General features: G+C 43.5%; 22 protein-coding genes and 3 pseudogenes. 11 read left to right on the plus strand and 14 right to left on the minus strand.

Annotated elements, in window-relative coordinates; genetic code table 11:
* A partial coding sequence (locus ACFI32_RS07010) for an MFS transporter (RefSeq protein ID WP_462625804.1) occupies positions 1-542 on the plus strand: 542 nt, incomplete at its 5' end.
* A 67-nt stretch (positions 543-609) separates the two neighbouring features.
* Here ACFI32_RS07010 and ACFI32_RS07015 read toward each other — a convergent pair.
* Both ACFI32_RS07015 and ACFI32_RS07020 read right to left on the minus strand, forming a co-directional pair.
* Positions 610-1,292 (minus strand): annotated as a pseudogene (locus tag ACFI32_RS07015) (IS5 family transposase).
* A 150-nt stretch (positions 1,293-1,442) separates the two neighbouring features.
* A complete protein-coding gene (locus ACFI32_RS07020; RefSeq protein WP_462625805.1) occupies positions 1,443-1,871 on the minus strand; it encodes a hypothetical protein in 429 nt (142 codons plus the stop codon).
* A 344-nt stretch (positions 1,872-2,215) separates the two neighbouring features.
* On the opposite strand from ACFI32_RS07020, the pseudogene ACFI32_RS07025 reads away from it, so the two are divergent.
* A pseudogene (locus tag ACFI32_RS07025) lies at positions 2,216-3,064 on the plus strand (transposase).
* 146 nt (positions 3,065-3,210) lie between these two features.
* Here the strand turns inward: ACFI32_RS07025 and ACFI32_RS07030 are convergent.
* A complete protein-coding gene (locus tag ACFI32_RS07030; RefSeq protein WP_462625807.1) occupies positions 3,211-4,068 on the minus strand; it encodes a WG repeat-containing protein in 858 nt (285 codons plus the stop codon).
* A 108-nt stretch (positions 4,069-4,176) separates the two neighbouring features.
* Positions 4,177-5,394 carry a WG repeat-containing protein gene (locus ACFI32_RS07035; protein ID WP_462625808.1) on the minus strand — a complete coding sequence of 406 codons (1,218 nt, stop codon included), beginning with the start codon at positions 5,392-5,394 and terminating at the stop codon, positions 4,177-4,179.
* Between the two features lie 170 nt (positions 5,395-5,564).
* Between ACFI32_RS07035 and ACFI32_RS07040 the strand changes: the two genes are divergently transcribed.
* Positions 5,565-6,236 (plus strand): hypothetical protein, encoded by a 672-nt coding sequence (locus ACFI32_RS07040; protein ID WP_462625809.1) that lies wholly within the window; start codon positions 5,565-5,567, stop codon positions 6,234-6,236.
* Positions 6,237-6,353: 117 nt separating this feature from the next.
* Positions 6,354-6,965 (plus strand): hypothetical protein, encoded by a 612-nt coding sequence (locus tag ACFI32_RS07045; protein ID WP_462625810.1) that lies wholly within the window; start codon positions 6,354-6,356, stop codon positions 6,963-6,965.
* A 687-nt stretch (positions 6,966-7,652) separates the two neighbouring features.
* Here ACFI32_RS07045 and ACFI32_RS07050 read toward each other — a convergent pair.
* A complete protein-coding gene (locus ACFI32_RS07050; RefSeq protein ID WP_462625811.1) occupies positions 7,653-8,426 on the minus strand; it encodes an IclR family transcriptional regulator in 774 nt (257 codons plus the stop codon).
* 239 nt (positions 8,427-8,665) lie between these two features.
* Between ACFI32_RS07050 and ACFI32_RS07055 the strand changes: the two genes are divergently transcribed.
* The 6 genes and pseudogenes from ACFI32_RS07055 to ACFI32_RS07080 all read left to right on the plus strand — a co-directional run bounded on the left by ACFI32_RS07055 (position 8,666) and on the right by ACFI32_RS07080 (position 15,731).
* Positions 8,666-9,847, plus strand: a complete 1,182-nt coding sequence (locus ACFI32_RS07055) for an iron-containing alcohol dehydrogenase (RefSeq protein WP_462625812.1) — start codon at positions 8,666-8,668, stop codon at positions 9,845-9,847.
* Positions 9,848-9,911: 64 nt separating this feature from the next.
* Positions 9,912-11,402: pseudogene (locus ACFI32_RS07060) on the plus strand (CoA-acylating methylmalonate-semialdehyde dehydrogenase).
* Between the two features lie 274 nt (positions 11,403-11,676).
* Positions 11,677-12,666, plus strand: coding sequence for a CoA transferase (locus ACFI32_RS07065; protein ID WP_462625813.1), 990 nt, complete (start codon positions 11,677-11,679; stop codon positions 12,664-12,666).
* A complete protein-coding gene (locus ACFI32_RS07070; protein WP_462625814.1) occupies positions 12,663-13,496 on the plus strand; it encodes a malic enzyme-like NAD(P)-binding protein in 834 nt (277 codons plus the stop codon). The genes ACFI32_RS07065 and ACFI32_RS07070 overlap by 4 nt, the downstream gene beginning before the upstream one ends.
* 371 nt (positions 13,497-13,867) lie before the next feature.
* Positions 13,868-14,398 carry a hemerythrin domain-containing protein gene (locus ACFI32_RS07075; protein WP_462625815.1) on the plus strand — a complete coding sequence of 177 codons (531 nt, stop codon included), beginning with the start codon at positions 13,868-13,870 and terminating at the stop codon, positions 14,396-14,398.
* A 238-nt stretch (positions 14,399-14,636) separates the two neighbouring features.
* Positions 14,637-15,731 carry an NADH:flavin oxidoreductase/NADH oxidase gene (locus ACFI32_RS07080; protein ID WP_462625816.1) on the plus strand — a complete coding sequence of 365 codons (1,095 nt, stop codon included), beginning with the start codon at positions 14,637-14,639 and terminating at the stop codon, positions 15,729-15,731.
* Between the two features lie 323 nt (positions 15,732-16,054).
* Here the strand turns inward: ACFI32_RS07080 and ACFI32_RS07085 are convergent, their stop codons facing one another.
* The 8 genes from ACFI32_RS07085 to ACFI32_RS07120 form a co-directional block, all read right to left on the minus strand.
* Positions 16,055-16,969 (minus strand): TIR domain-containing protein, encoded by a 915-nt coding sequence (locus ACFI32_RS07085; protein ID WP_462625817.1) that lies wholly within the window; start codon positions 16,967-16,969, stop codon positions 16,055-16,057.
* A 134-nt stretch (positions 16,970-17,103) separates the two neighbouring features.
* The gene (locus ACFI32_RS07090; RefSeq protein ID WP_462625818.1) at positions 17,104-17,859 is read right to left on the minus strand and encodes a hypothetical protein; all 756 of its coding nucleotides are present in this window, start codon (positions 17,857-17,859) and stop codon (positions 17,104-17,106) included.
* Complete coding sequence (locus ACFI32_RS07095) at positions 17,852-18,106, minus strand: hypothetical protein (protein ID WP_462625819.1); 255 nt, start codon at positions 18,104-18,106, stop codon at positions 17,852-17,854. Before ACFI32_RS07095 ends, ACFI32_RS07090 begins: the two co-directional genes overlap by 8 nt.
* 8 nt (positions 18,107-18,114) lie before the next feature.
* The gene (locus ACFI32_RS07100; RefSeq protein WP_462625820.1) at positions 18,115-18,363 is read right to left on the minus strand and encodes a hypothetical protein; all 249 of its coding nucleotides are present in this window, start codon (positions 18,361-18,363) and stop codon (positions 18,115-18,117) included.
* 42 nt (positions 18,364-18,405) lie between these two features.
* Entirely contained in the window at positions 18,406-18,741 is a 336-nt protein-coding gene (locus ACFI32_RS07105) for an OsmC family protein (RefSeq protein WP_462625821.1), read from the minus strand.
* Between the two features lie 198 nt (positions 18,742-18,939).
* Positions 18,940-20,394, minus strand: a complete 1,455-nt coding sequence (locus ACFI32_RS07110; protein WP_462625822.1) for an aldehyde dehydrogenase family protein — start codon at positions 20,392-20,394, stop codon at positions 18,940-18,942.
* 170 nt (positions 20,395-20,564) lie between these two features.
* A complete protein-coding gene (locus ACFI32_RS07115) occupies positions 20,565-22,367 on the minus strand; it encodes an acyl-CoA dehydrogenase C-terminal domain-containing protein (protein ID WP_462625823.1) in 1,803 nt (600 codons plus the stop codon).
* A gap of 62 nt (positions 22,368-22,429) precedes the next feature.
* Positions 22,430-23,458, minus strand: a complete 1,029-nt coding sequence (locus ACFI32_RS07120) for a TRAP transporter substrate-binding protein (protein ID WP_462625929.1) — start codon at positions 23,456-23,458, stop codon at positions 22,430-22,432.
* A 791-nt stretch (positions 23,459-24,249) separates the two neighbouring features.
* Between ACFI32_RS07120 and ACFI32_RS07125 the strand changes: the two genes are divergently transcribed.
* Complete coding sequence (locus ACFI32_RS07125) at positions 24,250-25,299, plus strand: hypothetical protein (RefSeq protein ID WP_462625824.1); 1,050 nt, start codon at positions 24,250-24,252, stop codon at positions 25,297-25,299.
* 140 nt (positions 25,300-25,439) lie between these two features.
* On the opposite strand, the gene ACFI32_RS07130 is transcribed toward ACFI32_RS07125, so the two are convergent.
* Positions 25,440-25,895, minus strand: a complete 456-nt coding sequence (locus ACFI32_RS07130) for a MarR family winged helix-turn-helix transcriptional regulator (protein ID WP_462625825.1) — start codon at positions 25,893-25,895, stop codon at positions 25,440-25,442.
* Between the last annotated feature and the right edge of the window lie 37 nt (positions 25,896-25,932).

A 25,932-nucleotide genomic window follows, 5' to 3' on the forward strand; every position in this document is an offset into this window, starting at 1 on the left:
TCAATGCAGGTGGTTATATTCTCATCGCCTTTATGGTGGGTTACGGTCAAAAATCCTTGGGACTCAGCCCTACGTTAACCATGCTCATCATCGTGGCGGCGGCTGTTTCTTGGTTAGTATCCACGCTGTGGGGCGGTATATTAGGGGATCAGATCGGTCGTCTAAGAATTTTTAAACTGGGCTATACTTTGTTAGCGTTATGGTCGATTCCAATGTGGTTTTTGATTGATACCCAATCGCCTGTTTTATTTATGCTGGCATTAGTGATTTGGGCGATTCCTTTGGGCTTCACTTATGGTCCATTATCCGCCCTATTTGCTGAGATATTCCCTGCAAAAGTACGTTTTTCAGGGGTGTCCATCAGCTATGCATTGGGGTCTATTTTTGGTGGTGCCTTCGCGCCGACGATTGCACAATGGATTATGTCAACTTATGAACAGTCATGGATGATTGGTTTGTATATCACGATCGTCTCGTTAATTTCATTGTTCACGCTTTATACCATTAAAGAAGACCCACAAGGCATTGATCTCTCAAAATAAATGTAGGCTGTGTCATCAATTAGGGCGCGCAAGAAACCAGATGAATGACACTCAAGAAATGACAGGCTCACTTGTCATAACAAGTAGCGATCGCACGGTGTTGCTTAACCTTGGCAAAGAAATTCTCGATGAGATACCGTGCTTTATAAAGTTCTTTATCGAAGTCGCTTGGTAGTAGTCGATGGCGCTTATACGGTATGGCTTTACAATGCTTTAATCGGTTCAATAACGCGGGCATCAGCATCGTAGGCGTATCGGCAAGCTAAATCTGACTAATACGGATATCAAGCAGTTCACCTGAGGCACACAGGTCATGAGCAGCGCCACCTGTTAGACAAACAGCCTGTAGGATTGCTTAAAGCATCTTTACGTGTATGTATTTTAGTCGTCAGTCCATCCCGGCTTCGCCCTATGGCTTGGTCTCTTTTTTTCTAGCACTGTGCTGGTGAGCTTTTATAATGGTAGCACCTCACATGGCATATTCATCATCGGATAGCTCAAACAACTGATTCAATACCTGCTCCCACATACCCTTTTTGACCAACGGCTACAGTGCGTATGGTCTACTCTAAAATTGCCAAAACGTTCAGTTAGGTCGCGCCATGGAATGCCTGTCTTATAACGATACAGGACAGGTTCTACAAATGAGCGATTATCTTTTGCGGCAATACCAATATCGCTTGGTTTACCAGGTAGAAAGTCTTTAACTCTCTCCCATTGTTTATCACGCAGGACATGTCGTCTTGTCATAGTGCCCAATCTCACATTCATAAATACGATCTGAGTATCGCTCATTCTAAAACATCTTTGCTAACTGATGATATACCCTCCCTAGTACGAAAAATGCTGCTAAGTACTTTGTGGTGTGACTTAACAGCATTTAAGAATATTAAAGTTTGATTATTTTTTGACATAGCTCTTTACTCGATAATAGCAGTCTTCAGTACTGCAATCATACATGCTTACTTTAATAGTATACCCACCAGTATAGCTTGCTTTGAAAGTTGTAAATGCTAGAGCGCTTGTATCATCATCTCCGGCTACTAGCTCTCCGTATTTATCATATACAAATATATCTATATCGCTACAATCTACATCACAAACTCCGGTAATTGCATAAGTTTTATCAGAGAAAAAATACATTGTGCCTTTTGTAGATGAAGAATCATCTAACACATCGTATAAATCGTCGTTATCTGTCGGATAGTACCCTCTATCCTTCAACATGCTATCCATATCAGATATTTGTTCTGCTGTAGTCATAGCCGAAGTAGACGTCGCGATTGTAAACAGAGCTAATGTAGCTATAAATACTCTAAGTATTTTCATGGCATTCTCCATTGAGATATCAAGTCAATATTCAAAAAGATAGCTACCTTTGGAATAGCTACCGCGTAATAGACTTTTTTAGCTTAACCCTTAGGATAGAACCTTTAGCCTATATTATAATAATACACATTTATTTAGTAATTATGGATAATATCTTTAAATTTATATAGCCAGTGTTAAATAAAGGTGCTCTAGTAGATGAGCACTATACTAGACTACTCACCATGAAGATAAACCGTTGTAAACTAAGTGAAAAATTAGAAGGAAGGCTATTGGATTTTTTTGTGGCTAAAGTGAATCTCCCCGATATTGTCGAAAACTCAACATTCTAAGAGAATACAATAATGAAAAGACAGGCCTACACTCCTGAGATTAAAGAACGCGCCGTTCGCACGCTGATTGAATTGGTAGGCGACTACACCTCTACATGGTCAGCCATTCAAGCCATAGCGTCAAAGATTGGTTGCACGCCTGAAAATTTGCGATCATGGCATAAGAAGTACATAGATCAAACCAGACCTGCGTCAGTGCAGACTCAAAGCTAAGAGCAGCATATCAAAGAGCTTGAGCGTGAGAATAAAGATCTCAAGCAAGCCAATGATACAGTAGCGAAATTAGGCATATCTGGCAGGATAGCAAATGTCGCTACTGTACTTGTAAAGTCTGGCAACAGATGAAAACTGAGAGCGTAAAGGTTGCTCTTTTTACGATAAAGCGATTAATGAAGCAGTATGGGTCGCAGATTTTACATATATCAAGACGATGAGTGGCTGGGTTTATACCGCTTTTATTACTGATGTATTTGCCCGTGCCATTGTCAGCTGGAGGGTATCTAATCGTATTAACACGGACATGGTAATAGCAGCGCTAAAGCAAACGATAACGGATAGGAACAACCCTGAGAAGGTGATTCATCACAGTGATCACGGGGTTCAGTACTTACCCATTCGCTACACTGATAAGATGACTGACTCTAGCGTGCCGGTCAATGGGCTGTATAATTCTGAAGTCCTTGAAAATCTAAAGAAGCAATGGCAAGAGATTAACGATATCGAACCAGCAAGCTTTAGATTTTTAGGCAGGTTCAATAAAACATGATTACATAACGCAATTAGTTATGTGCACCTATGGTGTTTGAAAAGCAGTACTATCATGATTTAACTCTGTCAGGCATGGTTATCAAACTCAAGTAAATCACAATCCAACAAAATCAGGACGGTTCAGTACAGTTCATAGGCAGTCCACGCACATTATTTTGATACATAGAGCCTTGGACTTGAGCTACTGCAACTTGTGAACACAAAAAAAGCAGTAACTGCTAAAACAAACATTGTAAGTTTCATATATGTTCCCCCTGCTGATTAATAGTAATCCAGATATTATCTTTTTTTACTTTTGCAATACCGTCCGAAAAAGAAGAAGCTTCTTCAAACACTATCGGTATCATAACTTCTCCTTGCTGATTGATAAAACCGTATCTGCCTTCAAAGCCAACACGTGCCAGCCCCTCTGAAAAACCTAGTGCATTATCATAATTTAGCGGTATAACTTCTTGACCTTGTTGATTAAAAAAGCCATATTTATGATTTTTTTTGACCACTACTAAACCTTCTACAAACGGTAGATCGATAAGATCGTATTCAACTGGAACAACTAACTCACCTTGCTTATTAATTAACCCTTGCTTGGATTCTTTCTCAACTAAAGCCAACCCATCCATAAACACTTCTGAGTAAGAAAAGGGATTCAAATTGTAGTAGCGATCTACGTCTAAAACTTCAGTTCCTTTATTATCAATAAATATATATCGCCCATCTTTTCTGACTCTTGCTAAACCATCTGAGAACCTGCTCGGTCGATCGTATTCAAATGGAATGACTACCTCTCTTTGGGTATTTATAAACCCAGATTTATTATTTTTCTCAACACTAGCTAGCCCTTCTGAAAACGTGCCCACGTTGTCATATTCAACAGGTATAACAAGCTTACCTTGGCTATTCATAAACCCGTATTTACCTTTTTGCTCAACTACTACTAAACCCTCGGAATAGGTTTCACACAATACAGTGCCATAAGCTGATAGATACCCCTGCGCTCTTTCGCAATGTTCTGAAACCTCTGAGGCAAAGGCGTAAGGAACACTAGCAAGCACAAGGAGCGCTACCACACTCTTTTTCTGAACCTGATTCATAATCATACTAAACCTCCTTATGATCAATTTTTACTAACTCAGTTATCCAAAAGATAATATATAAAAGAAGTTGCGTCATAATTATAAATTCAATTATCAAACATATTAATGGGACTAATAATCTGCCATCTTTTCACCTCGCTTATTAATATATTCTCTTTTACCATTTCGTTCAACTAGAGCACTGCCGCCATCAAATTCACTAGCATAGTCATAAATTAATGGTATGACTTCTTGACCTTTATTATTGATAAAACCATATTTATCGTCTCTTTTTACTAATGCCAATCCAGCTATAAAAGAACCTGCATACTCATAGAGCCCTAGCTTGGGTTCTTCCATACCACATCGGTTAATAAATTTGTATTGCTCATTTTCTACAGCAATCGCCATGTCGGAATTGATAGCACTTAGCTCATCATATTTTGGCTCTACGATCACTCTACCTTTTTCATCAACTAATCCATACTTACCATTGTTTTCAACGACTAATAACCTGTTTGAAAACGATCTAATATCTTCATACTCCAAAGGCCGTACGATCTCTCCTGAGCTATTAATAAGACCATATTTATCGTCTTTTTTGACTTTGACTATACTCCCTTCTCGCTCAATCATCTTTTCAGTATCAATAAGTTGAACGATATCATCATATGCTAGTGGAACGACTAACTCTCCTCGTTTGTTAAGCAAGCCATATTTTCCTTCTTTCTCTACTATCAACACCCCATTTGTTAAATGACCGTTTGCAAATCCATACTCCTCTGCATAATCTTCATTTATAGCAATATTGTATGAATCATCCAATGAGATAATCTCATCTCCTTTTTTATTGATATAATGTGTTTGTCCATTCGTTATCACTTGAGCCAAGCCTTCTGAGAACTGCTGGGCAAAATCGAACTGAAAAGAAATAATCATTTTTCCCTGTGAATTGATGTAACCATATTTATCATTTCTCTGTACAGCAGCCACCCCTTCTGAAAAACCACTAACGTCATCATATATGATAGGTATAACTTCTTTACCTTTCCTATCCACGAAACCATATTTACCGTCTTTTTCAACACCTAATACACCTTCTGAAAACTTAGAAGATATTGAGTCATATTCGATAGGGATGACGCTCTGACCTTTCTTGTTTACAAAACCATATTTACCATCTCTCTCAACTTCAACCAAACTTTCAAAAAAATAAAGATCTTCAGTTCTCTGAAGATCTGGTGTTGGCGCACAAGTATAAGAGGTTTCCGAGGCACTAGCTTGGTAGACAATCGTTAGAGTTGATAATGTGATAATACTGGATCTTAAAAGCCACCTTAATCCGCTCATGTTGAATATCCTTATTCTAATATATTCTCATGTCAATATTATATTCACTTAAAAAAATGAATATCGCAAGTATAAATTCACTTTAATAACTCTTTGCAATAGTCATTAAAAAGATTTACAGTTAAATAATATTTATTGTATTTTAAAAAACTAAAAAATTAGGTGACAGCATGCACCTCAATTTAGCAGGATTGATAACCATTTCCATTACTCTTAGCTTAGGGCTTGTTGGCTGTTTTGGCATGGATGGTGGTTCGTGTAGTTACGAACAAGGTAGCTTTTTGACACAAATAGAGTCTAAGTCTGATGTTAACTATACCTTGGACACAATGGATAACAAAACTAACCCGTCACCACCGGCTTTCATAAGTTCTTTTGAAATACCGATTTCTGAATTGGATCCAGATTTACTGCGCTCAAAATACCTGATTGCAGATGTTCAATATATCACTTCTGGTGCTTGCACGCCGTCACATGTTATAAATGTTGAGAGATTTACAATTGGTAAGCTATGGTTGCAGGCTGATGATGAGTTTTATACAAAAGCTTCCTATAAAGTTCAGCAGATACAAAGCTGTATTAGTAATAACCTTTCACAGTGTTCAGGTATAGGGCTTTCCCAATACAGTAAAGATGAGATGGATGCCGTACAAAGTATTGATGCTGATACCTTCAAGGGCTGCTCGTTAGATGCAATCAGAGAGTATATGCCTCAATTAGAGGGGTTACCTTCAAATAATTACGTGGTGGGGTGTGCAGCTACTATGGGCCAAAATAAAAAGTTGCCACTATATTTTGAGCAGAGTGATGGAGAGTTGGTATTTCGAGGTGTGATATTTTAATTTCTCAACTCGTTATTTTTGATTCAAAAAAATACTAAGTAATGAGCACTGCTTTTATTTAAATCAGACTCTATGGTTTGTATAATCGAATGGCCACAATTAAAAAGGATATTCCAGATGAGTATAGATAAGACTTTAGCTGTTCTAGGTATTAGTATAGTTCTACTTTTGAGTGGTTGTACTAAGGATGTATTTCATAAACCTGCATTGCATACAAGCATTACAGATACTGAAATGGTTGATAAGATGAAGAGAAGTAAAAAAATAGAGGTTGAGTTACCCCTTGAGCAAGCTGTTTTACCATTAGATGCTACAATTAACTGGACATCATTTCTAAAGCCCTTGATGTCAGGCTGCAGGGCATCCACGTTATTTCAAACAATACCATCAACATATAAACAGTCTATTGACTCAATTTATAGAAGTGGAGACCCTACGCTTAAAGAAAATAGTTTCATTACCACCTATAAACTAAATAATGCCACAGCATTTGGATACCCTATTACCAGCATCGAATATCTAGAAGGGTATGAGTGGCACAGCATAACGTTATTTTTTAAAGATAGTGATTTTATTAATTTGCGGGCGCAGTTTGAACCTCCAGAGGCAGATGAATATTCAGAACTTGTCGAAAATAATAATTTAGGATATGAGCATGTAAGTGGTGCTTACACCTCTCTAAAGTTCAATACTGAAGAAAAAAGCATTACTTGTGAATCAGGTATTTGATTTAAAGAACCTAGTACCTTGACTTACTATAAACTGGAATTTAAAAGAGTAAAAATAAATATGGTATCAAGATTCGAATGGGTATAAGAGAATTTACATGAGTTATTTAAAAATAAACGCCTAACAACCTTAGCAACAAAAGCTTCAGATAAGTTAGTCGTTGCGTAGTGGCCAACTAATTTAGGACATCTAATCAGAGATTTTGATCACAGTAACGTCTTTTTTTGCAGCCAGTGGTAAATAATTATTGACGCTGTGCGGTCTTACGTTTTGGTAGTAGCCCCAGATAGAATCGCTAATAGCACTTGGCGCTTCGGCAAAATTTTCATAGCCACCCTTTAGCACCCATTCTATCTTAAAGCTTCTAAAGAGTTGGCGGCACTACTGTGACGGGTGAGAACAGCTCTGATGAAATGTGCTATATGTCGCCTCACCTATTTATAAGTTTATAAGCAGCACTTTAATCGTGTCACAAGTCAACGCTTGGATGACAAAAGTATTGTATTCACCACCTATAAAGTCGAGCTGGATGGCAGTGATGTCATCGTAAACTATGATGACTTATCCAGCCGATTGCCGTTACCCTTGCGTATTGGACATCATTTTTTGGACATCACTTTCTTAGCTTGGCGCATGTCCTCGTTTTTAGTCCATAACCTCGGCCGATACCCAAACATCACCATATCTCTACTCATAACTCTGGTCAAAAATAACCGATAACTCATTGGCCGCCTCTTGCATCAGCGGCAAGTAGCTGAGTAACTTATCCATACTCTTTCTCACCGTTGGGCCATGGGTAAACAGTGAGGCGAATGCTTGTTGATCGCCATTCGGGATCATCACAGAAAAGGCGACCATACCTGGAATAAACTCTTCATTATCCATCCCAATGCCTGTTTCACGTGCCGTTGCAATCGTTTCCATCAGCTGGTTTTTGTCAGTTTGGGTCTTTGTCGTCAGTGCATGTATCGACATTTTGTTGATAATGCGCTCGCATTTGTCATTCGGCAACTGCGCCAATAACAGCTTACCACTGGCACTGGCCCATACAGGTACGTGAGAGCCTGATGGTAAAAAGATTTGCAGCGGCCAATCTGACATCACACGATCGATATAAACCACATCCAAATCTTGTAAAATTGCAATACCGACTGTCTCGCCTATTTTTGCAGACAGCTCATTGAGTATGGCAAGTCTGTCATTTTTAAAATCACTGTTTTGCAGTAAATTCATGGCAAACTTATACGTGCGTTTGCCGCATGTGACCTTCCCCGGTAGATCCAACTGAACAAATTCAAGGTTTTGCAGCTGATCTAATAGTCGATACATGCTGGGCACAGGCACCTCGAGTGTTTCTGCCAAGTCACTGACACTCATTGGTCGTTGCGAGTTGGCCAGCACCTCTACAATCTGTAGCACGCGCTCAACACTTGAGCCCTTCTTCTTTTTAGCATTACTCATTATCTACTCCAAAACGCGAACTGATGCTCAGCAAATGATTTTATTCATTATAACGGTAAAATTTATGCTTTTACGTCTTGTCATTATAAACATATAATGTTACTTTTACATAACGAGAAAATAATTATCGTTATGTGAATTTTATTGTTGAGCACTGACTGTGTTGTCAACGGTCTATAAGACAAATAATCGGCCCAACAAGCTGATAATGGACGTTATTAATACAAGGATAAGTAATTATGTCGCACAGTATCCTCCTGCCAAGAACGATGGAGATTGGACGCGATGCTTGCCAAAAGCTACCGCAGATATTAAAGAATTTGGATGTCAAAAAACCACTGATCATCACTGATGACATGATGGTTAAACTTGGCTATGTCAATAATATCCAAGCCATTTTAAAAGAAGCGCAAATCAATGCTGACGTGTTTTCAGATACCGTACCAGAACCTACTGAAATGTCTATCAGCGCGGGCGTGTCTCAAGTCAAAGCGCAAGATTATGATGGTCTTATCGCCCTAGGCGGCGGCAGCCCCATCGATAGTGCCAAGGCCATTTCAATCTTAGGTAGATTTGGCGGTGACATGCGTGATTATAAGTTCCCGCGTCAAGTCGATGAAACAGGTCTCCCTATCATTGCCATACCAACCACGGCTGGTACAGGCTCAGAAGCCACCCGCTTCACTATCATTACAGACGACCTTAATAACGAAAAATTATTGTGCGTTGGTATGGGATTCATGCCTGTGGCCGCCGTTATCGACTATACCCTGACGCTTAGCGTACCCCCGCGTACCACTGCAGATACGGGTATTGACGCAATGACGCATGCTATTGAAGCGTATATCAGCCCTAAACGTAATGCCTATAGCGACCAACAAGCGCTCGCAGCCCTACGTCTCATTGGACCCAACCTCCAAAAAGCCTATCACGACGGTAAAGATGAACCTGCACGCGAAGCGATGATGCTTGGCTCTACCTTGGCAGGTATTGCTTTTTGTAACTCTTCAGTCGCCCTTGTACATGGCATGAGTCGCCCAATCGGTGCCTTTTTCCACGTACCGCACGGTTTATCAAATGCCATGCTGCTACCAACCATTACCGAGTTTGGTATCTCAAGCGCACCTGATCGTTACGCTGACTGCGCACGTGCATTAGGCGTTGCCGACTCTAGTGATACAGATGATGAGGCCAACAACCGTTTGGTTGATTTTCTGAAAAACTTAAACAAAGAGTTGCACGTGCCGACACTTGCGGAATTTGGTGTACAACGAGCAGATTTTGACCAACTCGTCAACACCATGTGTGAGCAAGCATTTGCCTCAGGATCACCCAATAATAACCCTCGTATACCCAGCCTTGAAGAGATGATTCAGCTGTACACCATGTTATGGGATGAGAGTGGTACAGAAAACTCATAGCACTAAAATCGCCTTCATCAGATATCAACCAACTAATAATACACACGTTTAAAGGACATAAACTATGCAAACTATCGGACACTTCATTAACGGTAGCTTAGTCAACAATGACAGCAAAACCCAAGACGTTTACAACCCATCAACTGGCGAAGTTAGTAAAAAAGTAGCTTTGGGCGGCGAAAAAACGATTGGCGAAGCGGTTGCTGCTGCTAAAGCTGCGTTTCCAGCGTGGAGCAAAACCCCGCCTCTAAAACGCGCACGTGTGATGTTCAAGTTCAAAGAATTGCTTGAGCAAAATGCAGATGAGATTTGCCGCCTAATCGGTGAAGAGCATGGAAAAATTGTTCACGATGCCGCAGGTGAGCTACAGCGCGGTATTGAAAACGTTGAGTACGCATGCGCCGCACCTGAGCTGCTAAAAGGCGAGCACAGCCGCAATGTCAGCTCAAAGATCGATTCTTGGAGCGAATTTCATCCACTAGGTGTTGTCGCTGGTATTACTCCCTTCAACTTCCCTGCCATGGTACCACTGTGAATGTTCCCAATGGCTATCGTTTGCGGTAACACTTTTATCTTAAAGCCCTCTGAGCGTGATCCAAGCTCTACGCTATTTATTGCACAGCTGTTGCAAGAAGCCGGTCTTCCAGAAGGCGTTATTAACGTCGTCAATGGCGGCAAAGATGCTGTTGATGCCATCTTGCATCACCCAGATGTCAAAGCGGTCAGCTTCGTTAGCTCAACCCCTATCGCTGAATACATCTACACAACCGCAGCAGCACAAGGTAAACGTTGCCAAGCATTAGGTGGTGCAAAAAACCATGCAATCGTGATGCCAGATGCAGATTTGGATAACGTGGTCACCTCACTGCTAGGCGCAGCATTTGGTTCATCAGGCGAGCGCTGCATGGCATTGTCTGTTGCCGTCGCTGTCGGTGACGACACGGCTGATAAGATGATTGCCGCGCTAAAACCTGCTATTGAAGCGCTCAAGTATGGTGTGCATTCAGAGAAGAGTAACGACTTTGGCCCTGTCATTACCAAAGCACATCAATCTAAAGTTGTCGAACACATCAAGAGCGCGGCTGATCAAGGTGCAACATTGGTCGCAGACGGCTCTGATGTTCAACCAAAAGGTTATGCAGACGGATTCTTTGTTGGTCCAACACTGATCGACCATGTCACTAAAGACATGGACAGCTACAAAGCCGAGATTTTTGGCCCAGTGCTACAAGTCATGCGTGTACAAACTATGGCAGAAGCCGTACAGCTCATCAATGACCACGAATACGGTAACGGTACGTGCATCTATACCCGTGATGGTGAAGCGGCTCGTCACTTTATTGACAATATCGAAGTCGGCATGGTTGGTGTCAATATTCCCCTACCAGTACCTGTCGCGTCACAAAGCTTTGGTGGCTGGAAGCGCTCATTGTTTGGTGATTTGGCCATGTACGGACCAGACGGTGTGCGTTTCTTCACTCGTCGTAAAACCGTCACTCAGCGCTGGCCAAGTGCGGCAGTGAGAGACGAGAAACAGTTCTCGATGCCAACTTAATGACATGATCCTTTGGGAGCGCTATGCTATGAGTGCTCCCAAACGCAGTAGTTTGTATGTAAACAATTGGTGCTTGCTTCTTATCTACCTAGAGGGCGGAGAGAAAGCAAGCACTCTAGCTATATAGTGTGGTAGCAACTTGTATCTGTACTGGCGCGCCTCACTAAATTCTGATTTTTGATAGTAGTAGAATGATAAAATTCTAAGGATGGATGACTATGCAAGCAACTCGCGAATTGCCGATCATCGGTGTTAAAGTAATCGATTTTGGTCAATGATGCTTGGCGACCTGGGCGCAACCGTGGTTCATATCGACCCACCATCAGGCCCAAAATGGCAAAGCCCTGCCAATGCCATATTAAATCGCAATAAATTGATGCTTACAATCGATCTTAAGACAGATGAAGGGTTGGCACAGGCCAGACAACTGATTTTGGAAAGTGACATCGTTATCGAAGGCTTCCGCCCTGGCAAAATGGCAGAAATGGGGCTGGACTTGGTCGAGCTACGCGCAGAGCGCCCGCAGTTGATCACACTATCTATTCCTGGATTTGCCTCAAATGATGAACAGCGCCGTGAGCTGCGTGCTTATGAAAGCATCGTCTCAGCAAGCTCAGGCGTATTTACTGACATGGGGTTAAACCGTGTCCTTATGGGTATCAACCCCTCTTTCTCCCCCCTACCACTACCTTCTGCTTATGGCGCCATGCTGGCAGGCTCTTCGGTAGTCATCGCCCTACAAGCACGTGAAAAAACGGGGGTTGGTGATGCGATTGAGGTACCACTTGCTGCCGCTGTTATAGAAGGGCTTTGCTACAACTCAATAAAAGTTGAAAACATGCCTGAGCGTTATTTGACGCAGCGCGAAGTTGAAATCGACCGTCGCCGCGTTGAAGGCATTCCAATGAATATGAACTACGAAGAATTGCAGGAGCTGCTAGATCCTTTCTATCGTAGTTATATGTGTAAAGATGGACGTATGTTTTACGTGGTTTGTCCAAGCCATAAACATCATGCCAAGCGCTGCTTAGAAGTGCTCGGACTGTACGATGAGTTGGTCGCAGAAGGGCTGACAGAAGAAGAAGACACTTACCTACCTTCTAGCCAGTGGACGTCCGATACCTCACTTGGCGTTTATCCAATGCTTAAGTATTGGGCCGATCATATCGCTGCGAAGATGAAAGACGCCTTCTTGCTACGCACCTCAAAAGAGTGGCAAAAAATCTTTGGCAAGCGCGGTATACCTGGTGCACCGCAAGCGTGACCATTGCAGGTCTCACCACGGCACTTCAAATTAAGGGAGAATCGCTTAAAGATCAGCGCATTCTTTTTGCTGGCGCAGGATCTGCTGGCATCGGTATCTCCTCAATGATCGCCGAGGCGATGCAACATGAGGGGTTAAGCAAAAAAGAGGCTTACGATAAGATTGCCTTATTTGACATCAATGGTTTGCTGACGATCAAGAGAGAGGATCTGAACCCCTACCAAAAGCCCTTTGCAAAGAACATGGCAAATAAAAAAGATTTAAAAGCAGTTGTTACAGCCATTAAGCCTACGATCCTGATCAGCGTCAGTACTGCAGGCGGCCTATTCACCGAAGAGGTGGTCAAGGAGATGGCCGAACACTGTGACAGACCTATCATTTTTCCGTTATCCAACCCGACAGACAAGGCCGAATGTACCCCCAAGCAAGCCTACACATGGACCGATGGCAAAGCACTGGTAGCCTGCGGTGTACAGTTCCCAGATGTCGAGGTGAATGGCAAAGAATTCCATCCCGGACAGGCCAATAACTTCTACGTTTTCCCTGTGCTTGGTCTTGCTGTTTACGCGACTAAAGCGAAAACAATCGACAGTAAAATGTTCATCGCTGCGGCGCGAGGATGCTCCGATGCGGTGTCTGATGCGGACCGAGAAAGAGGGACGCTCTTCCCACCGCAAAGAGAAATGCTGAGCACTGAAACGCGGATCGCCATTGCTATCGCCCGAGACATATTTGACCGCGGACTTGCTGGTATCGATGAACCCGAAGACCTCAGCGCTCTTATTCAGAACCACATCTACCAACCTGACTATCAACACCAAAAGGATTAAATCCAAAGACAAAACATGCTAAACAAAGCACTTTGATGGCGAGGGTAGCTATCGCTTTACATCAGTAAAGGCCGAGAATATTGAATCTTATGTGGATTTGTTGAAGTGACTAGGGTAAGTTATTTATTGTCGGCTTTATAGAGTAAACGCCAAGATACAAGAGTTGGCTCTACAGGTTTTACGAGTGATGTGAATGCGCCCAAGCCATCTGAGTGGTATTTCAAAGCGTATAGGTATCAGAAATACAGCTTATTTACCTCTGCTTTTGAGCAAAAAAAATGGGCTCAAAGCATTTAAAACAATGAACCAAGCTGGTGAAGAGCCGATCAGCTCTTCACCTCAAAGCACCATAACAAACATAAGGAACGACTATGGACATTACACAACTGATTTTGGATGATCATAGCGAACAGCGTCGTCTGTTTGCCGCGATTAGCGAGATAGACCCAAGCGAAACCGAAGCCCTTAAAGCCGTGTGGGGACGTTTAAAAGATCTACTGGATGCACATGCCGAAGCCGAAGAACGTTTTTTCTATCCTGACTTATTGAAAACAGGTACTGGTGCAGCCGACGCCGATAATGCAGAAGATGAGACACGCGACGCTATCGGTGATCACAATGATATTCGAGATACTGGTGAAAAGGTACAAAATTACGATGTAGGGTCACCTGAGTGGTTCTCAGCGGTCGCAGACTGCGAGGTAGCAAACAGCGATCACATGGGTGAGGAAGAACGCCAATGCCTCGTGGATTTTCGTAAACGCAATGCTCTTGAAGTACGCCACAAGTTGGGCGTCAAATTCCTTGAGTTTCAAAGCAATCATTTGACAGGCGTTAACGTCGTCAATAAGAATGTTGATGACTACGTCGAAGACCCTGCACAGACACTTAAAAAAGCCTGATATCAAACATAAAGCATAAAACATAACACCACGATCAATCTCACGTTGATCGTGGTTTACACTCCAACGCGTTTTGTATTCTTAGCACCCCCTGCAAAAATAACCATTAGATACCATGGTCATCGCTGTAGCCCAAGGCTGATCCGATGTAGTGTCTGATGCGGATTGAGAAAGAGGAACGCTATTGCTTTTGTATTTTATCTTCCGTGCCTGTAGGCGCGTTTTTTAAGGAGTCACTATGAGCCAACTTTTTTCGCCTTTGCCACTTGGTCAACTCACCCTAGACAACCGTATCATCATCGCCCCCATGTGCCAGTACTCCGCCAACGATGGCGCGGCAAGCGATTGGCATACCATTCATGTCGGCCAAATGAGTTTGAGCGGTGCAGGACTACTAATTTTAGAGGCAACGGCGGTCAACCCTGAGGGTCGCATCAGCTATGCGGATTTGGGATTATGGGATGACAGGACGCAAGCGGCACTGGATGAAGTGCTCACTCCCGTCAGACAGTATAGTCCGATGCCGATAGGTATCCAACTGGCACATGCGGGGCGTAAAGCCTCCAGCAAAAGGCCATGGGATGGCGGCGGTCAGATCGCCCCTGATGCAGTAAATGGTTGGCAAACCCTCGCACCATCGGCGCTTGCCTATGACCAAAGCTACACGGCACCCACCGCGATGGATCAACCTGCTATTGATGCACTTATCAGCGATTTTGTCCATGCAGCAAAACGCGCCGATGCGCTGGGGCTTGACTTGATTGAGCTGCATGGGGCGCACGGCTATCTACTGCATCAGTTTTTATCACCGCTATCTAACGAGCGTGATGATCAATACGGCGGCAGTCTTGAGAACAGAATACGCTTGTTACTTGACGTATTTACCGCGGTTCGGGCTGAATTTTCGAGCCACAAGCCCGTGGGTGTGCGGGTGTCTGCAACCGATTGGGTCGAGGGCGGCTGGGATCTTGCACAAACGATTGAGCTGGCTAAAGCCTTAGAAGCATTAGGCTGTGATTATATCCATGTGAGCACTGCAGGACTTAGCCCACAGCAGCAAATCCCTGTAGAGGCGAGCTATCAAGTACCTTTTTCCGCCGCGATAAAAGAAGCGGTAGACATACCTGTCATCGCAGTGGGCTTAATCACCGAAGCCGAGCAAGCGCAAAGCATCATCACTGAGCAGCAAGCAGATGCGGTTGCTCTAGCACGCGGCATACTTTACGACCCGCACTGGCCGTGGCACGCGGCAGCAGAGCTTGGCGCAACAGTAAAAGCGCCTAAACAATATATGCGCTCAAGTCCGCATGGCAAGCCCTCTCCGATAGAGTAAGGGTATGGATCATACTGACTCAATCGGTTATGACCGATTGAGCTTTGTTGTTGTAAATAGAATTTTTAAAGAGCATTTTTCAGCTTAGAAATAGTTAAAATGCTAGGTTAGGTTGTTTTGAATAATTGAAAGAGAAGTAAGGGTTTATACTATGTAAGTGTTGAGTTTTAGCTCAGTTCGAGGAGTGGACGTTGGTAATAGCTAATCGACATATGAACTAAACAAATTTATTTATTGGTTTGAAGTTGACCGTAACTGTATGAAAATCGCCAAAAAGGACACGAATCCCTATTGAAAATAGTTTAAGCACATATGTGTTATATTTATACTTGATAACCAGCGTTCCTCATTTCGACTTTTAATTGGTCTTGCCAACTGCCGGCTGTGTCCATATCAACGTATACAACACCGCTAATATCATTAGGTGTTTCAACATCACCCTTAACGATAGCTGTAACTCTAGGACGGCCTAGCTTTCCAATTAAGTACCCATGTTCAAATACCACATTTTGACGAGCTCTATACTTCATAGATAAAGCGCCAGCTTTTGACCCCACATCACAGGGTGTGTATAGAACAACTCCAAAGCCAACATTTGAGTAGTATTCAATTTTCTCGATAATTGTCATTCCGGAGCTAGCTTGTTTGTATAAGATTATTGGTTGTAAACCTAAACTACTTATAAATTTCTCTACATCAAGCTTTGCAATCTCATCATGCCCATGAACAATGAAGACTTGTGAGTTATTAAAACCTTCGCCCATTCCTTGAATAGGAGGAATGACAGGAGGCTCTGGCGATCTTGTTTGTTGTGTCTCTTCCACTTGCTGCTGTGTTATATATCCATGCTGAATTAATATGTCGAATATAGGTTCATCCTTTACTGCCCAATGCGTTCTAGATAACTCCCAGTCACCTAAATCAATATCTACACGTATTGTATCAATTGCACCAATTGGCAGGGCGGGCAATATCGGATCAAATTCATAGTCTAATACTACAGTTCTAGCTCTTACCCTTATATTTGTAATATAGCCAATTCTTGATTCTGTAGCTTCATTTTCTGTGACAAACAAGGTTGGGAATGATTTTAATTCTTCGATAGCATTTTTATCAAAGAACTTATAACGCTCGCTTATCTCATTAGCGGTATATTCCACAACAGCACGGCTTTTGTCGTACTCATATGGAGATAAACTCCAGCTTTCTGGGTTATGGGAAATCAATAAATTGAACAAAATCACTCTCCATATTTATTATTTTATTTAAATTTAACGCTCTACTAACTAACTCAAAACATTAGGCTGAAAATAGTTGGATAGAAGCAGTACAAAAAAGTAAAAACTAATTTCTTTTCCGTTTGAACAACTTGTTAAATCCCAATTAGTGCGGGAGGGTTTAACAACCATACAATAACAAAAACAGCGATTGCTCCCGTTGCTTTTATTGAAAACTTTTGAAACCGACTTTCAACGTTTAGCAAACCGGGAATAATTGCTGCTATTGCTGCTAAAGAAATTGCAAAAACACCTCTAAAAATAAAGAACTGAGTTGGCGTTGGATTTGGAATGAAAACTACAGCGATCAATATTATTAAGGCAAATAAAATACCAATAACTAACCCTGTTATGAGTTGCCACTTAGGTGTTTCTCTCAAATCATTTGCCCCTGGAAATTTAAACCCCGATATTGGTAAAGAGGCTTCTGTAAATAAACTCTCTAAATCCTGCCACTGATCTTTAGGAAGATATTCTTTGGTCATCCTTTGCATATTTGCATATGCCCCGGTGTTAGGTTGCTCTAGAGCACCTTTGAGTGTACTTGAGTAACTTCTAAGAAAATTAAAATGTAAGATGAGAGCATTTAAAACGCTTTGGCATGTTTCAGCAAACCCTGTAACCCATTTGCCATTAGTATGAGCACCAAGCAAATCACTGTTACCAACAAAATTTTCAATAAAATTGAAGTATCTTGTGCCAAGTTGCTGACAAGTAAGTAGCTCTTGAAGAGTTGGTTCTATTTCATCATTACGAATCCGTAAAACAATAGGATTCAGATAATCCGTATAATTTTTTTTAAGTTTTTCTATTTCAGCTTCAGCAGCTAGAACTGATTGCTCATTAGTCATCACTTGCAGTCGTTTTAGTTGCAAGCAAAAGTAGTGTCGTTAAATCTGAGTTATCTGCTCCCTCGAAAGACATTGCTTCATATGAACCAACCACGTCTAATACGACTCTGCTGATATTTGACTTGCTAGGATCACCATTGAATTCTGCAAGGCGTCTAGCAATTTCTCTTAGTTCGGCCGTTGAAGGTGACCATTCAGTAATCAATAAATCTACTTCAAGCTTTTTCTTAAAGTTATCTAAACTCATAAACAATCCTAATTTTTAGTTGCTAATTGTAAAAGTCTTATTAAATCTGACGTACCCACGCCTTTGTAAATATAAGTACCAGCACTTGGGCAATACCTTTTTACAATTTTAGCCCAATCATTCCAAGTAGGTGTAGAACCTTTCGCAACTAAAGCTGTAATATCAAGCTTTATTAACTCTAATTGAGTATCGTTTGGATCGTTCGGCACAGTACTAAATTTAAGTTTTAGTTTATGTCTTATTTCTTGATCATACAAGCCCGTATACACTCCTTTTTATATGTCATATTCAAAAATCAGTTAAATATAATGACTTCTACATGGAGTTAGCCCCCGATTTTCATGAGTTAACACTGCATTGTCTGTATATGAATCAATCACATATTTTCTTTTTGCAGCGATAGATAAAAAGAACAGCATGTGACAGCTTGACAGAGAGGCCACAAACGCTTCTTCAGGATCTACATTGGCCTCAACAGAGTACGGTAAAGGCACCACATGAGGAGAAGGAGAAGATGAAGCTTGGACGACGACACCACCATCAAATATCCATTCGTGTCCTCGGCTATATTTATTATCAATATAGCTTTCTTGGCTGTCTCTCACCCAGTTGATTTTGGCAAAATACGCTGACATTTGAACTCCGTGTTGACAGCAGATTGAAGTTTTAGCACTCACAACCCTATTAGCTTACCTACATTTGTCAAATATAACTATCAAAATTAACCTCAAAATCCCTCAATCTACACTCACCCAAAACAAAACCATGACAACCGTAAAAGGTCATCATGGTTTGTAGATACAAAACTGCGCGGTTGGCTAAAGCGCTTTTCTTTAAATTGGATAGTGGCGCTGCTCGGTCTGTACCGATACCCACTGATAGGTAGTGAACTCATCAAAGGTGATATGACGACCGAAACGACCGATACCGGATGCTTTCTCACCGCCAAAGGCAATGCGCGGCTCATCGTTAACACTCTGATCATTGATATGCACCATACCCGTTCTCCAGCCAGCGGCAAATTTTTGCGCCCGTGCGATATCGGCTGAGTGTACAGCGCCGCTGAGTCCAGCGTCGGTATCATTCGCCATTCGCAAGGCGTCCTCATCACCGCTATGGGAGATCAGCGTTGCGACGGGACCAAACATTTCGGTACAGGCAGAGTAGCCATCATTAGTGCTCTTTAAGACATAAGGATAGACAAGCGCGCCGTCACGTTTGCCTTCCAGTAACATCTCAGCGCCCTCTTCTACCGCACGTTTGACGGCCTCCTCCACACGGATGGCTTCTTTTTCATCGATCAATGGCCCGACCAGCACTTCAGGTCGTGCTGGATCGCCGACATTGAGCGCTTTGGTGTATTTGACAAACTTCGCTGCAAAGTCATCAAAGATAGACTCGTGCACGATGATACGGTTGGCTGACATGCAAATCTGACCGCTGTGTAAGAAGCGACCAAAGACTGCCGAGCGCGCCGCATAGTCAACATCAGCATCCTCCAGCACGACAAACGCATTGTTACCGCCCAGCTCCAAGATAGATCGCTTGATGCCCCGACCTGCTTTTTCACCGATGCGCTGTCCCACTTCGGTGGAGCCTGTAAAGGAGATGACACGCGGGATAGGATGGGTGTAGAGCTCGTCACCGATTTCAGAGGTTTTGGGTACGACAACGGACAGTACGCCTGCAGGCAACCCTGCTTCTTCGAATATTTTGGCCAGTAAAACCCCGCCTGTAATGGGTGTGTTGGAGGCGGGTTTTAGCAATACGGCGTTGCCACTTGCCAGCGCGGTAACGACCGAACGCATCGCCAAAAACAGCGGAAAATTAAACGGCCCAATCACTGTGACCACGCCAACTGGTTTGCGGATGATGTGATTCATTTTGTCAGGGATGGCAGAGCGCGTGACCGTTGTTTCAAGCAAAAACGGATATTCTGCCGCTACTTTTATCGCCCCAACACAGGCATCGACTTCGATACTGGACTTGATGACCGTAGAACCCGCCTCCCGTACTAACATATCGATTAGCTCGTCACGGCGATTAACAATGACCTGCGCTGCTTGCTCGATAATGTGACTCATGGCGTAAGGGTTGGTTGTGATCCAGTCTTGCTGCGCCTGCTCTAAGGCGACATACGCGTCATTGAGATCATCCAAACTGGCGGCTTTAAAGGTCGCAATCTTATCTCCTGTAAAGGGGTTGCTGGTCACGATGTCATGGCTTGAGGTGCCATCGCGCCATTCGCCAGCGATGTAGTTGAGGTTAAGATCGTTATAGTTCGACATAAAAACTTCCTTATTTATAATGATAAAAACTGCCAGTTAATAATCAACGTAAGACGAGGTCTACGTTTTGTCTAAGTCTAGCAGCAGGGCTAGATTAATGATATTTTCTACACGACAAATGTGTATGGTCTCATGGGGTTATTGGTAATCGATTGATATCCCTCATGGGTTTACGCAGGTTCAAAATAAGCCAGATCAAAGGCCATCATAGACTGGCTGCCTGATTGAGCCATGTCTATATGTGTCTGCATCCGTGGCAGCACATGATCGATAAAGTAATCTGCCAATTTCAGCTTATTGGCATAAAACGCCCCTTCTTTATACTGGCTGGCTGCCACCATCATGGCGTACATATAAGCAAAGCACAGATAGCCTGTGGCGTGTAAGTAGCTGACCGCACAGCCATTCACATCATCACGGCGCTCATTCATATGAGCCAATAAAGTATGGGTCAAGCGCTCAAGATCATCAGCCGCCCTCAATGTGGCTTGCTTGATACCATGCGCGCCTGACATATCGCCAATAAAACGGCGGATTTCAGCTAAAAAATCAAACAGCATAGCGCCGCCATCTTTGGCAACTTTGCGCCCCAAGAGGTCTAACCCCTGAATGCCATTAGCGCCTTCATAGATTTGGGCGATACGCGCATCACGTACGATTTGCTCCATGCCCCAGTCGCAGATATAGCCATGCCCACCAAAGACTTGTTGGCAATCAACGGTTGCCTCAAATGCTTTGTCGCTTAAAAAAGCCTTGGCAATCGGCGTTAACAAGGCAACGCGCGCATTGGCAGTATCTATCAGTTGCTTATCGTCACTATATTTGGCAATATCCAGCTGTTTGGCGACATACATCGCAAAGCAGCGCGACACTTCGGCATGAGACTTGGCGTTAAGGAGCATACGGCGTATATCGGCGTGATGAATCAAGGCATCTGCGGCTTTATCAGGGTTTTTGATGCCTGAGTCGCTACGGGATTGCAATCGGTCGTTGGCGTAGCCAGCGGCGTTTTGATACGCCAGCTCAGTGACGGCGATGCCTTGCATCCCAATCGCCAAACGCTCATAGTTCATCACCAAAAACATCGAGGCCAGCCCTGTACATTCCTCACCGACCATCCAGCCTTTGGCCTTATCAAAATTGAGCACGCACGTTGCTGAGCCTTTAACCCCCATTTTATGCTCGACCGAGCCCACCGAAGCGGCATTACGAGCCCCGATACAATCATGACCTTGCGCGTCTTTTTCAATCAAGTATTTGGGGACGATAAATAAAGAGATGCCCTTGGAGCCTGCAGGCGCGTTGGGGGTTTTTGCCAATACCAAATGGATGATATTTTCTGTCAAATCATGATCGCCGCCCGTCACAAAAATCTTGCTGCCCGTGATGTCATAGCTGCCATCGTCGTTAGGAACCGCTTTAGTTTTAATCAGTCCTAGATCGGTTCCTGCGTGTGCTTCTGTCAAGCACATCGTCCCTGCCCATTCGCCCGTATATATTTTTCCCAGATACCTGTCTTTTTGTGCTTTGGAGGCCGATTTTAATAGGCACAGGCCAGCACCCAAGGCCAAATTGGGATACAGGGCAAACGCTTGGTTGCTGCTAAACATCATCTCTTCTTGAAACATCGATACCATTTTGGGAAACCCTTGCCCGCCATACTCTGGCGTTGCCCCCAGTCCCACCCAGCCATCTGCTTTGTACTGCTCATACGCCTGCTTAAATCCCGTTGGCGTATTGACCGCACCATAGCCTTCAGCATCATGTGAAAGACGCACGCCCTCTTCATCGCCGCTTTGGTTTAATGGGAGCAGTGCCTTTTGGGTAAAGCTCGATAAGGCATCTAGCACGCTATCTACCGTCTCCATATCGATGTGGTGTAGGCTCTCATTGGCCTGCCAAAATGAGGGTGCATCAAAAACATCCGTCAACAAAAAACGCATGTCTGCCAGCGGGGCGTGATAAATATGCATAAAACTTCCTTCTGATAAAATCGAACATCAACCAATGGGTGTCATGAGCCATTCAAGCCTATTTAAACCTGACAAGCTTTACTCGCTGCTTGTACTTTTTCATAGATGGCATTAGCGTCGACGCCATTTTGATTGACCGAATCCAGATATTTTTGCGTGCCTTTTTTCAACGGGCCCGCCCATGCTGGAGCATTGAGTGGGTCAGGAATATCGATGATGGTGTCGCCAGCGTCTTTGGCAGCTTGCAGCGCCTCCTTATCGTCTTCGGTCAGCATGTCTCCCACTTTTTTGGCAAATACCATGCCTGAATTATCATCAATAATTTTTTGCAAATCAGGCGGCAGAGCATCGTATTTGTCTTTATTCATATTGATGACCACGCTCGAGGAATACAGCGGGATATTGGTGTGATTATCGACCAGCTCATTCACCCGAAAGATGGGCACGCCATCCCAAGGCAAGCTCAACCCATCGATGACCCCGCGCTGCAAGGAGGTATAGATATCGGTCGCAGGCAGGCCAACGGGCGCGGCGCCCATGCTCTCAATCATGTCACCTGCCACCGCAGAGGGGCGGCGTATACGCAGACCTTGCATATCCTCGGGTTTTTTGATCAGTTCGGCACTATGCAGGGCGCCAGGACCAAGGCCATAAAGCGATATAACATGCGAGTCTTCATACTCGCCTGCGATGGTGCCGTTGTCATACAAGGTCTGCATCAGGCAGCTCATCTGGGCGGCTGAGTTGGACAGACCCGGTAACTCAGCGATTTGTGATAATGGAAAACGGCCACTGGTATACCCTTGCAGCTGTATGCCGATATCTACTCTACCGTTTACCACCGCCTCATAGGTATCCGCCGGCTTGGTCAGCGTCGATCCAGGGAAGTTTTCGATTTGGATACGGCCATTGGATTCTTCTTCGATTTTTTTGGCCCAAGGTTCAAATATCTCTACATTCATGGCCGATGGTGCCGGCATAAAATGCGACATCCGCAATACCACCACGTCATCAGCGCCGCCCTCTTTTGCTTCTGAGCCGCTGCTGCACGCTGTCAAACTGAGCGGTAGCATAAGCGATAATGCCAACATCGAGATGCCTTGGCGTAAGTTGAAGCGGTTGTTGGTACTGACCGTAGCGCTGGTATTTTTGGCGCACGTGTGCTCGCTAGACATAATCAAATCCTTTTGATTGATAGATTGAGGGTAATACATCGTTATTGCTGTTTTGCCAAGCAGGTGATTCAAAGCAAATGACTCAAATACAGACATTTATTTAAAACGTTACTTGCGATGATTTGTCTCATTTTATTATAAACCTTCTTTACAATAGAAATATATAAATTTAGCTAATAACGGGGAAATTACCTGTATTTTGTATATATTACGGTCAAAAGTATAAATATGTCAAACAATTTTATAAAGTAGCTTGACAATAATTTCAATAAGTTGCTATCTTGTAATTCGAGTTAACACAACTTCATTGATTTGTAAACATCTGTATTGTTTTTATCAGTCATAAGGGTTTTATTGCGCGCTTAACAGTACGTGTCATACGTATTTAAATGTCTGTCTCATCTTGGTGTCATACGCCGCTAGCAGCATACAGCAAGCGATAAGGTTCTATGCCATGGCGTGATGCCCTATGAGCGGGCGTTATTCTTGAGAAAACAAACAATATAGAGCGAGCGTTCAAGCGTTGTGGTTAGCACGTAAAGGTAAAAAACAAAAGGAATTGGTTGGTGTCAGATGACAGTATCTGCACTATTTTTATCGGTTTTTATGAGCCAAAGTCGCTATCAGCACCCAGCAGTGACGAATAGCGCGTGTGATTTTTGACACGGGTGCCTTTGGCTTTAAAACAAACACGGAGTGTGAAATATATGCGTAATCTAAAGACGGTGCTGTTTGCGGTATCCACCTTAACCCTATGCACCCACGTGCAAGCAATAGATGTCATCACCGATGGGGACACCACGTTAAGTATTGGGGGTTATATCAAAGCTGAAGGAATGTTTATTTCACCTGATGACCAAGATTCTGAGTTTGAAGGCAACGTTAGAGAATCAAGGATCAATCTCAAAGCCACCACACTTGTGGATGATAAAACCCTAACTGGTTTTATTGAAGGTGACTTCTATGGCGATTTTGCAGGCTATGATAGTGGTACACCAGAATTGAGGCTACGCCATGCTTTTATGCAATATGACAAGTTTACGGTAGGTAAGACCTGGAACGGTCAGTTTTTTGCCGTTGCTCCGCGTCTCACCGAACAGCTTGACTTTTATGGTACAGGCTTTGGTACTGTCGCGGGTAGTGGGCTGTATGTGCGGCCCGACCTGACCTTTCATTATGTCAATAAAGGCCTACGGGTGACCGCGCAAGATCCTGTCTATGACGATGCCAATATACCTGATATGGTGGTCAGCTATAGCGACAATATCGCTGATTTTGGCTACACCGCTGCCGTGACGGGCCGTGAAGCGAGTACTAGTATTACCGATGATTCAGATTCAGACTTCGGTATCGGTGCGTCACTAGCCGCTAAGTACCAGATAGGTGCTGGGTCGCTACATGGTAGTGTCTATACAGGTGAAGGAATGGGCGTTTATTCAGGCGTCTGTACCACAGGCGCGCTCACGCCAGTCAGCGTCAACTGTGATGCCGAAAATGGTGAGCTGGTCTCGCAGACGGGCTTTAGTGTGGGTTATCGCCATCAATTTACACCAAAGCTACGCGGCAATATGCGCTATGGCGAGGTCAATGTGGACGATGATAATGACACATCGATCGATATAAAAAGTGCCAACCTGATCTATGCCTACTTACCCGATCTCGATGTTGGTGTTGAGTGGCGTGATCGTAGTGATACCACCCTACCATGGCGCTTAAAAGGTCAAGAAGTTGAGGTGATGGCCAAATATAAATTCTAAGCAGTCGTGCTTCCTTGATATCGTATTGAGCATACGTCCAAAACAAAACTTACCTAAAATAAAACCGATACGTTTATAACACCGTATCGGTTTTATTTATAGTTTTGCTTATGCTTCTAATTTTGAATTAAGAAGACACTCTAGGTGTCTTGTTTTAAGTTTGCGATCAGTCGCTGTATGGTGGCTTTCAGCATCATAACATTCTCAGCAGGTAGCCCCGCGAGCATTTTGTCTTCAAACGCCATCGCTTTGACATTGCAGCGCTCATAGACGGCTTGCCCAGCAGGCGTCAGACCAATCAATAAAATGCGCCCGTGATTGGGATCGTCACTTTTACTGATCCAGCCCTTTTCTTCCATGGTTTTGATGATTTGGTTGGAGGCTTGTGGACTGATAAAAGAACGCGACGCCAGCTTGGCATTGGCCATCTCACCATGCAGATGTAGGTTTGATAGCATGGTAAATTGCGGCAAGCTGACCTCCATCTCTGACAGCGCTTCGCTAAGCTGCTGATTGATGAGTTTGTCGAGCTTACCAACACTATAGCTGACGGTTGGCGCATTGCCCATAGGCTTGCTTGATGATATGTGGTTCAATGAATTTTCCTTGCGAGCACTTGTGAGGCCATCTTGG

The organism is Psychrobacter sp. PSi21 (assembly GCF_054960615.1).

Excerpts from the sequence above, each read along its gene's own strand:
- ACFI32_RS07020 (WP_462625805.1), bottom strand. The coding sequence starts at position 1,871 with ATGAAAATACTTAGAGTATTTATAGCTACATTAGCTCTGTTTACAATC.
- ACFI32_RS07030 (WP_462625807.1), bottom strand. The coding sequence starts at position 4,068 with ATGATTATGAATCAGGTTCAGAAAAAGAGTGTGGTAGCGCTCCTTGTG.
- ACFI32_RS07035 (WP_462625808.1), bottom strand. The coding sequence starts at position 5,394 with ATGAGCGGATTAAGGTGGCTTTTAAGATCCAGTATTATCACATTATCA.
- ACFI32_RS07040 (WP_462625809.1), top strand. The coding sequence starts at position 5,565 with ATGCACCTCAATTTAGCAGGATTGATAACCATTTCCATTACTCTTAGC.
- ACFI32_RS07045 (WP_462625810.1), top strand. The coding sequence starts at position 6,354 with ATGAGTATAGATAAGACTTTAGCTGTTCTAGGTATTAGTATAGTTCTA.
- ACFI32_RS07050 (WP_462625811.1), bottom strand. The coding sequence starts at position 8,426 with ATGAGTAATGCTAAAAAGAAGAAGGGCTCAAGTGTTGAGCGCGTGCTA.
- ACFI32_RS07055 (WP_462625812.1), top strand. The coding sequence starts at position 8,666 with ATGTCGCACAGTATCCTCCTGCCAAGAACGATGGAGATTGGACGCGAT.
- ACFI32_RS07065 (WP_462625813.1), top strand. The coding sequence starts at position 11,677 with ATGATGCTTGGCGACCTGGGCGCAACCGTGGTTCATATCGACCCACCA.
- ACFI32_RS07075 (WP_462625815.1), top strand. The coding sequence starts at position 13,868 with ATGGACATTACACAACTGATTTTGGATGATCATAGCGAACAGCGTCGT.
- ACFI32_RS07080 (WP_462625816.1), top strand. The coding sequence starts at position 14,637 with ATGAGCCAACTTTTTTCGCCTTTGCCACTTGGTCAACTCACCCTAGAC.
- ACFI32_RS07090 (WP_462625818.1), bottom strand. The coding sequence starts at position 17,859 with ATGACTAATGAGCAATCAGTTCTAGCTGCTGAAGCTGAAATAGAAAAA.
- ACFI32_RS07095 (WP_462625819.1), bottom strand. The coding sequence starts at position 18,106 with ATGAGTTTAGATAACTTTAAGAAAAAGCTTGAAGTAGATTTATTGATT.
- ACFI32_RS07105 (WP_462625821.1), bottom strand. The coding sequence starts at position 18,741 with ATGTCAGCGTATTTTGCCAAAATCAACTGGGTGAGAGACAGCCAAGAA.
- ACFI32_RS07110 (WP_462625822.1), bottom strand. The coding sequence starts at position 20,394 with ATGTCGAACTATAACGATCTTAACCTCAACTACATCGCTGGCGAATGG.
- ACFI32_RS07115 (WP_462625823.1), bottom strand. The coding sequence starts at position 22,367 with ATGCATATTTATCACGCCCCGCTGGCAGACATGCGTTTTTTGTTGACG.
- ACFI32_RS07120 (WP_462625929.1), bottom strand. The coding sequence starts at position 23,458 with ATGTTGGCATTATCGCTTATGCTACCGCTCAGTTTGACAGCGTGCAGC.
- ACFI32_RS07125 (WP_462625824.1), top strand. The coding sequence starts at position 24,250 with ATGCGTAATCTAAAGACGGTGCTGTTTGCGGTATCCACCTTAACCCTA.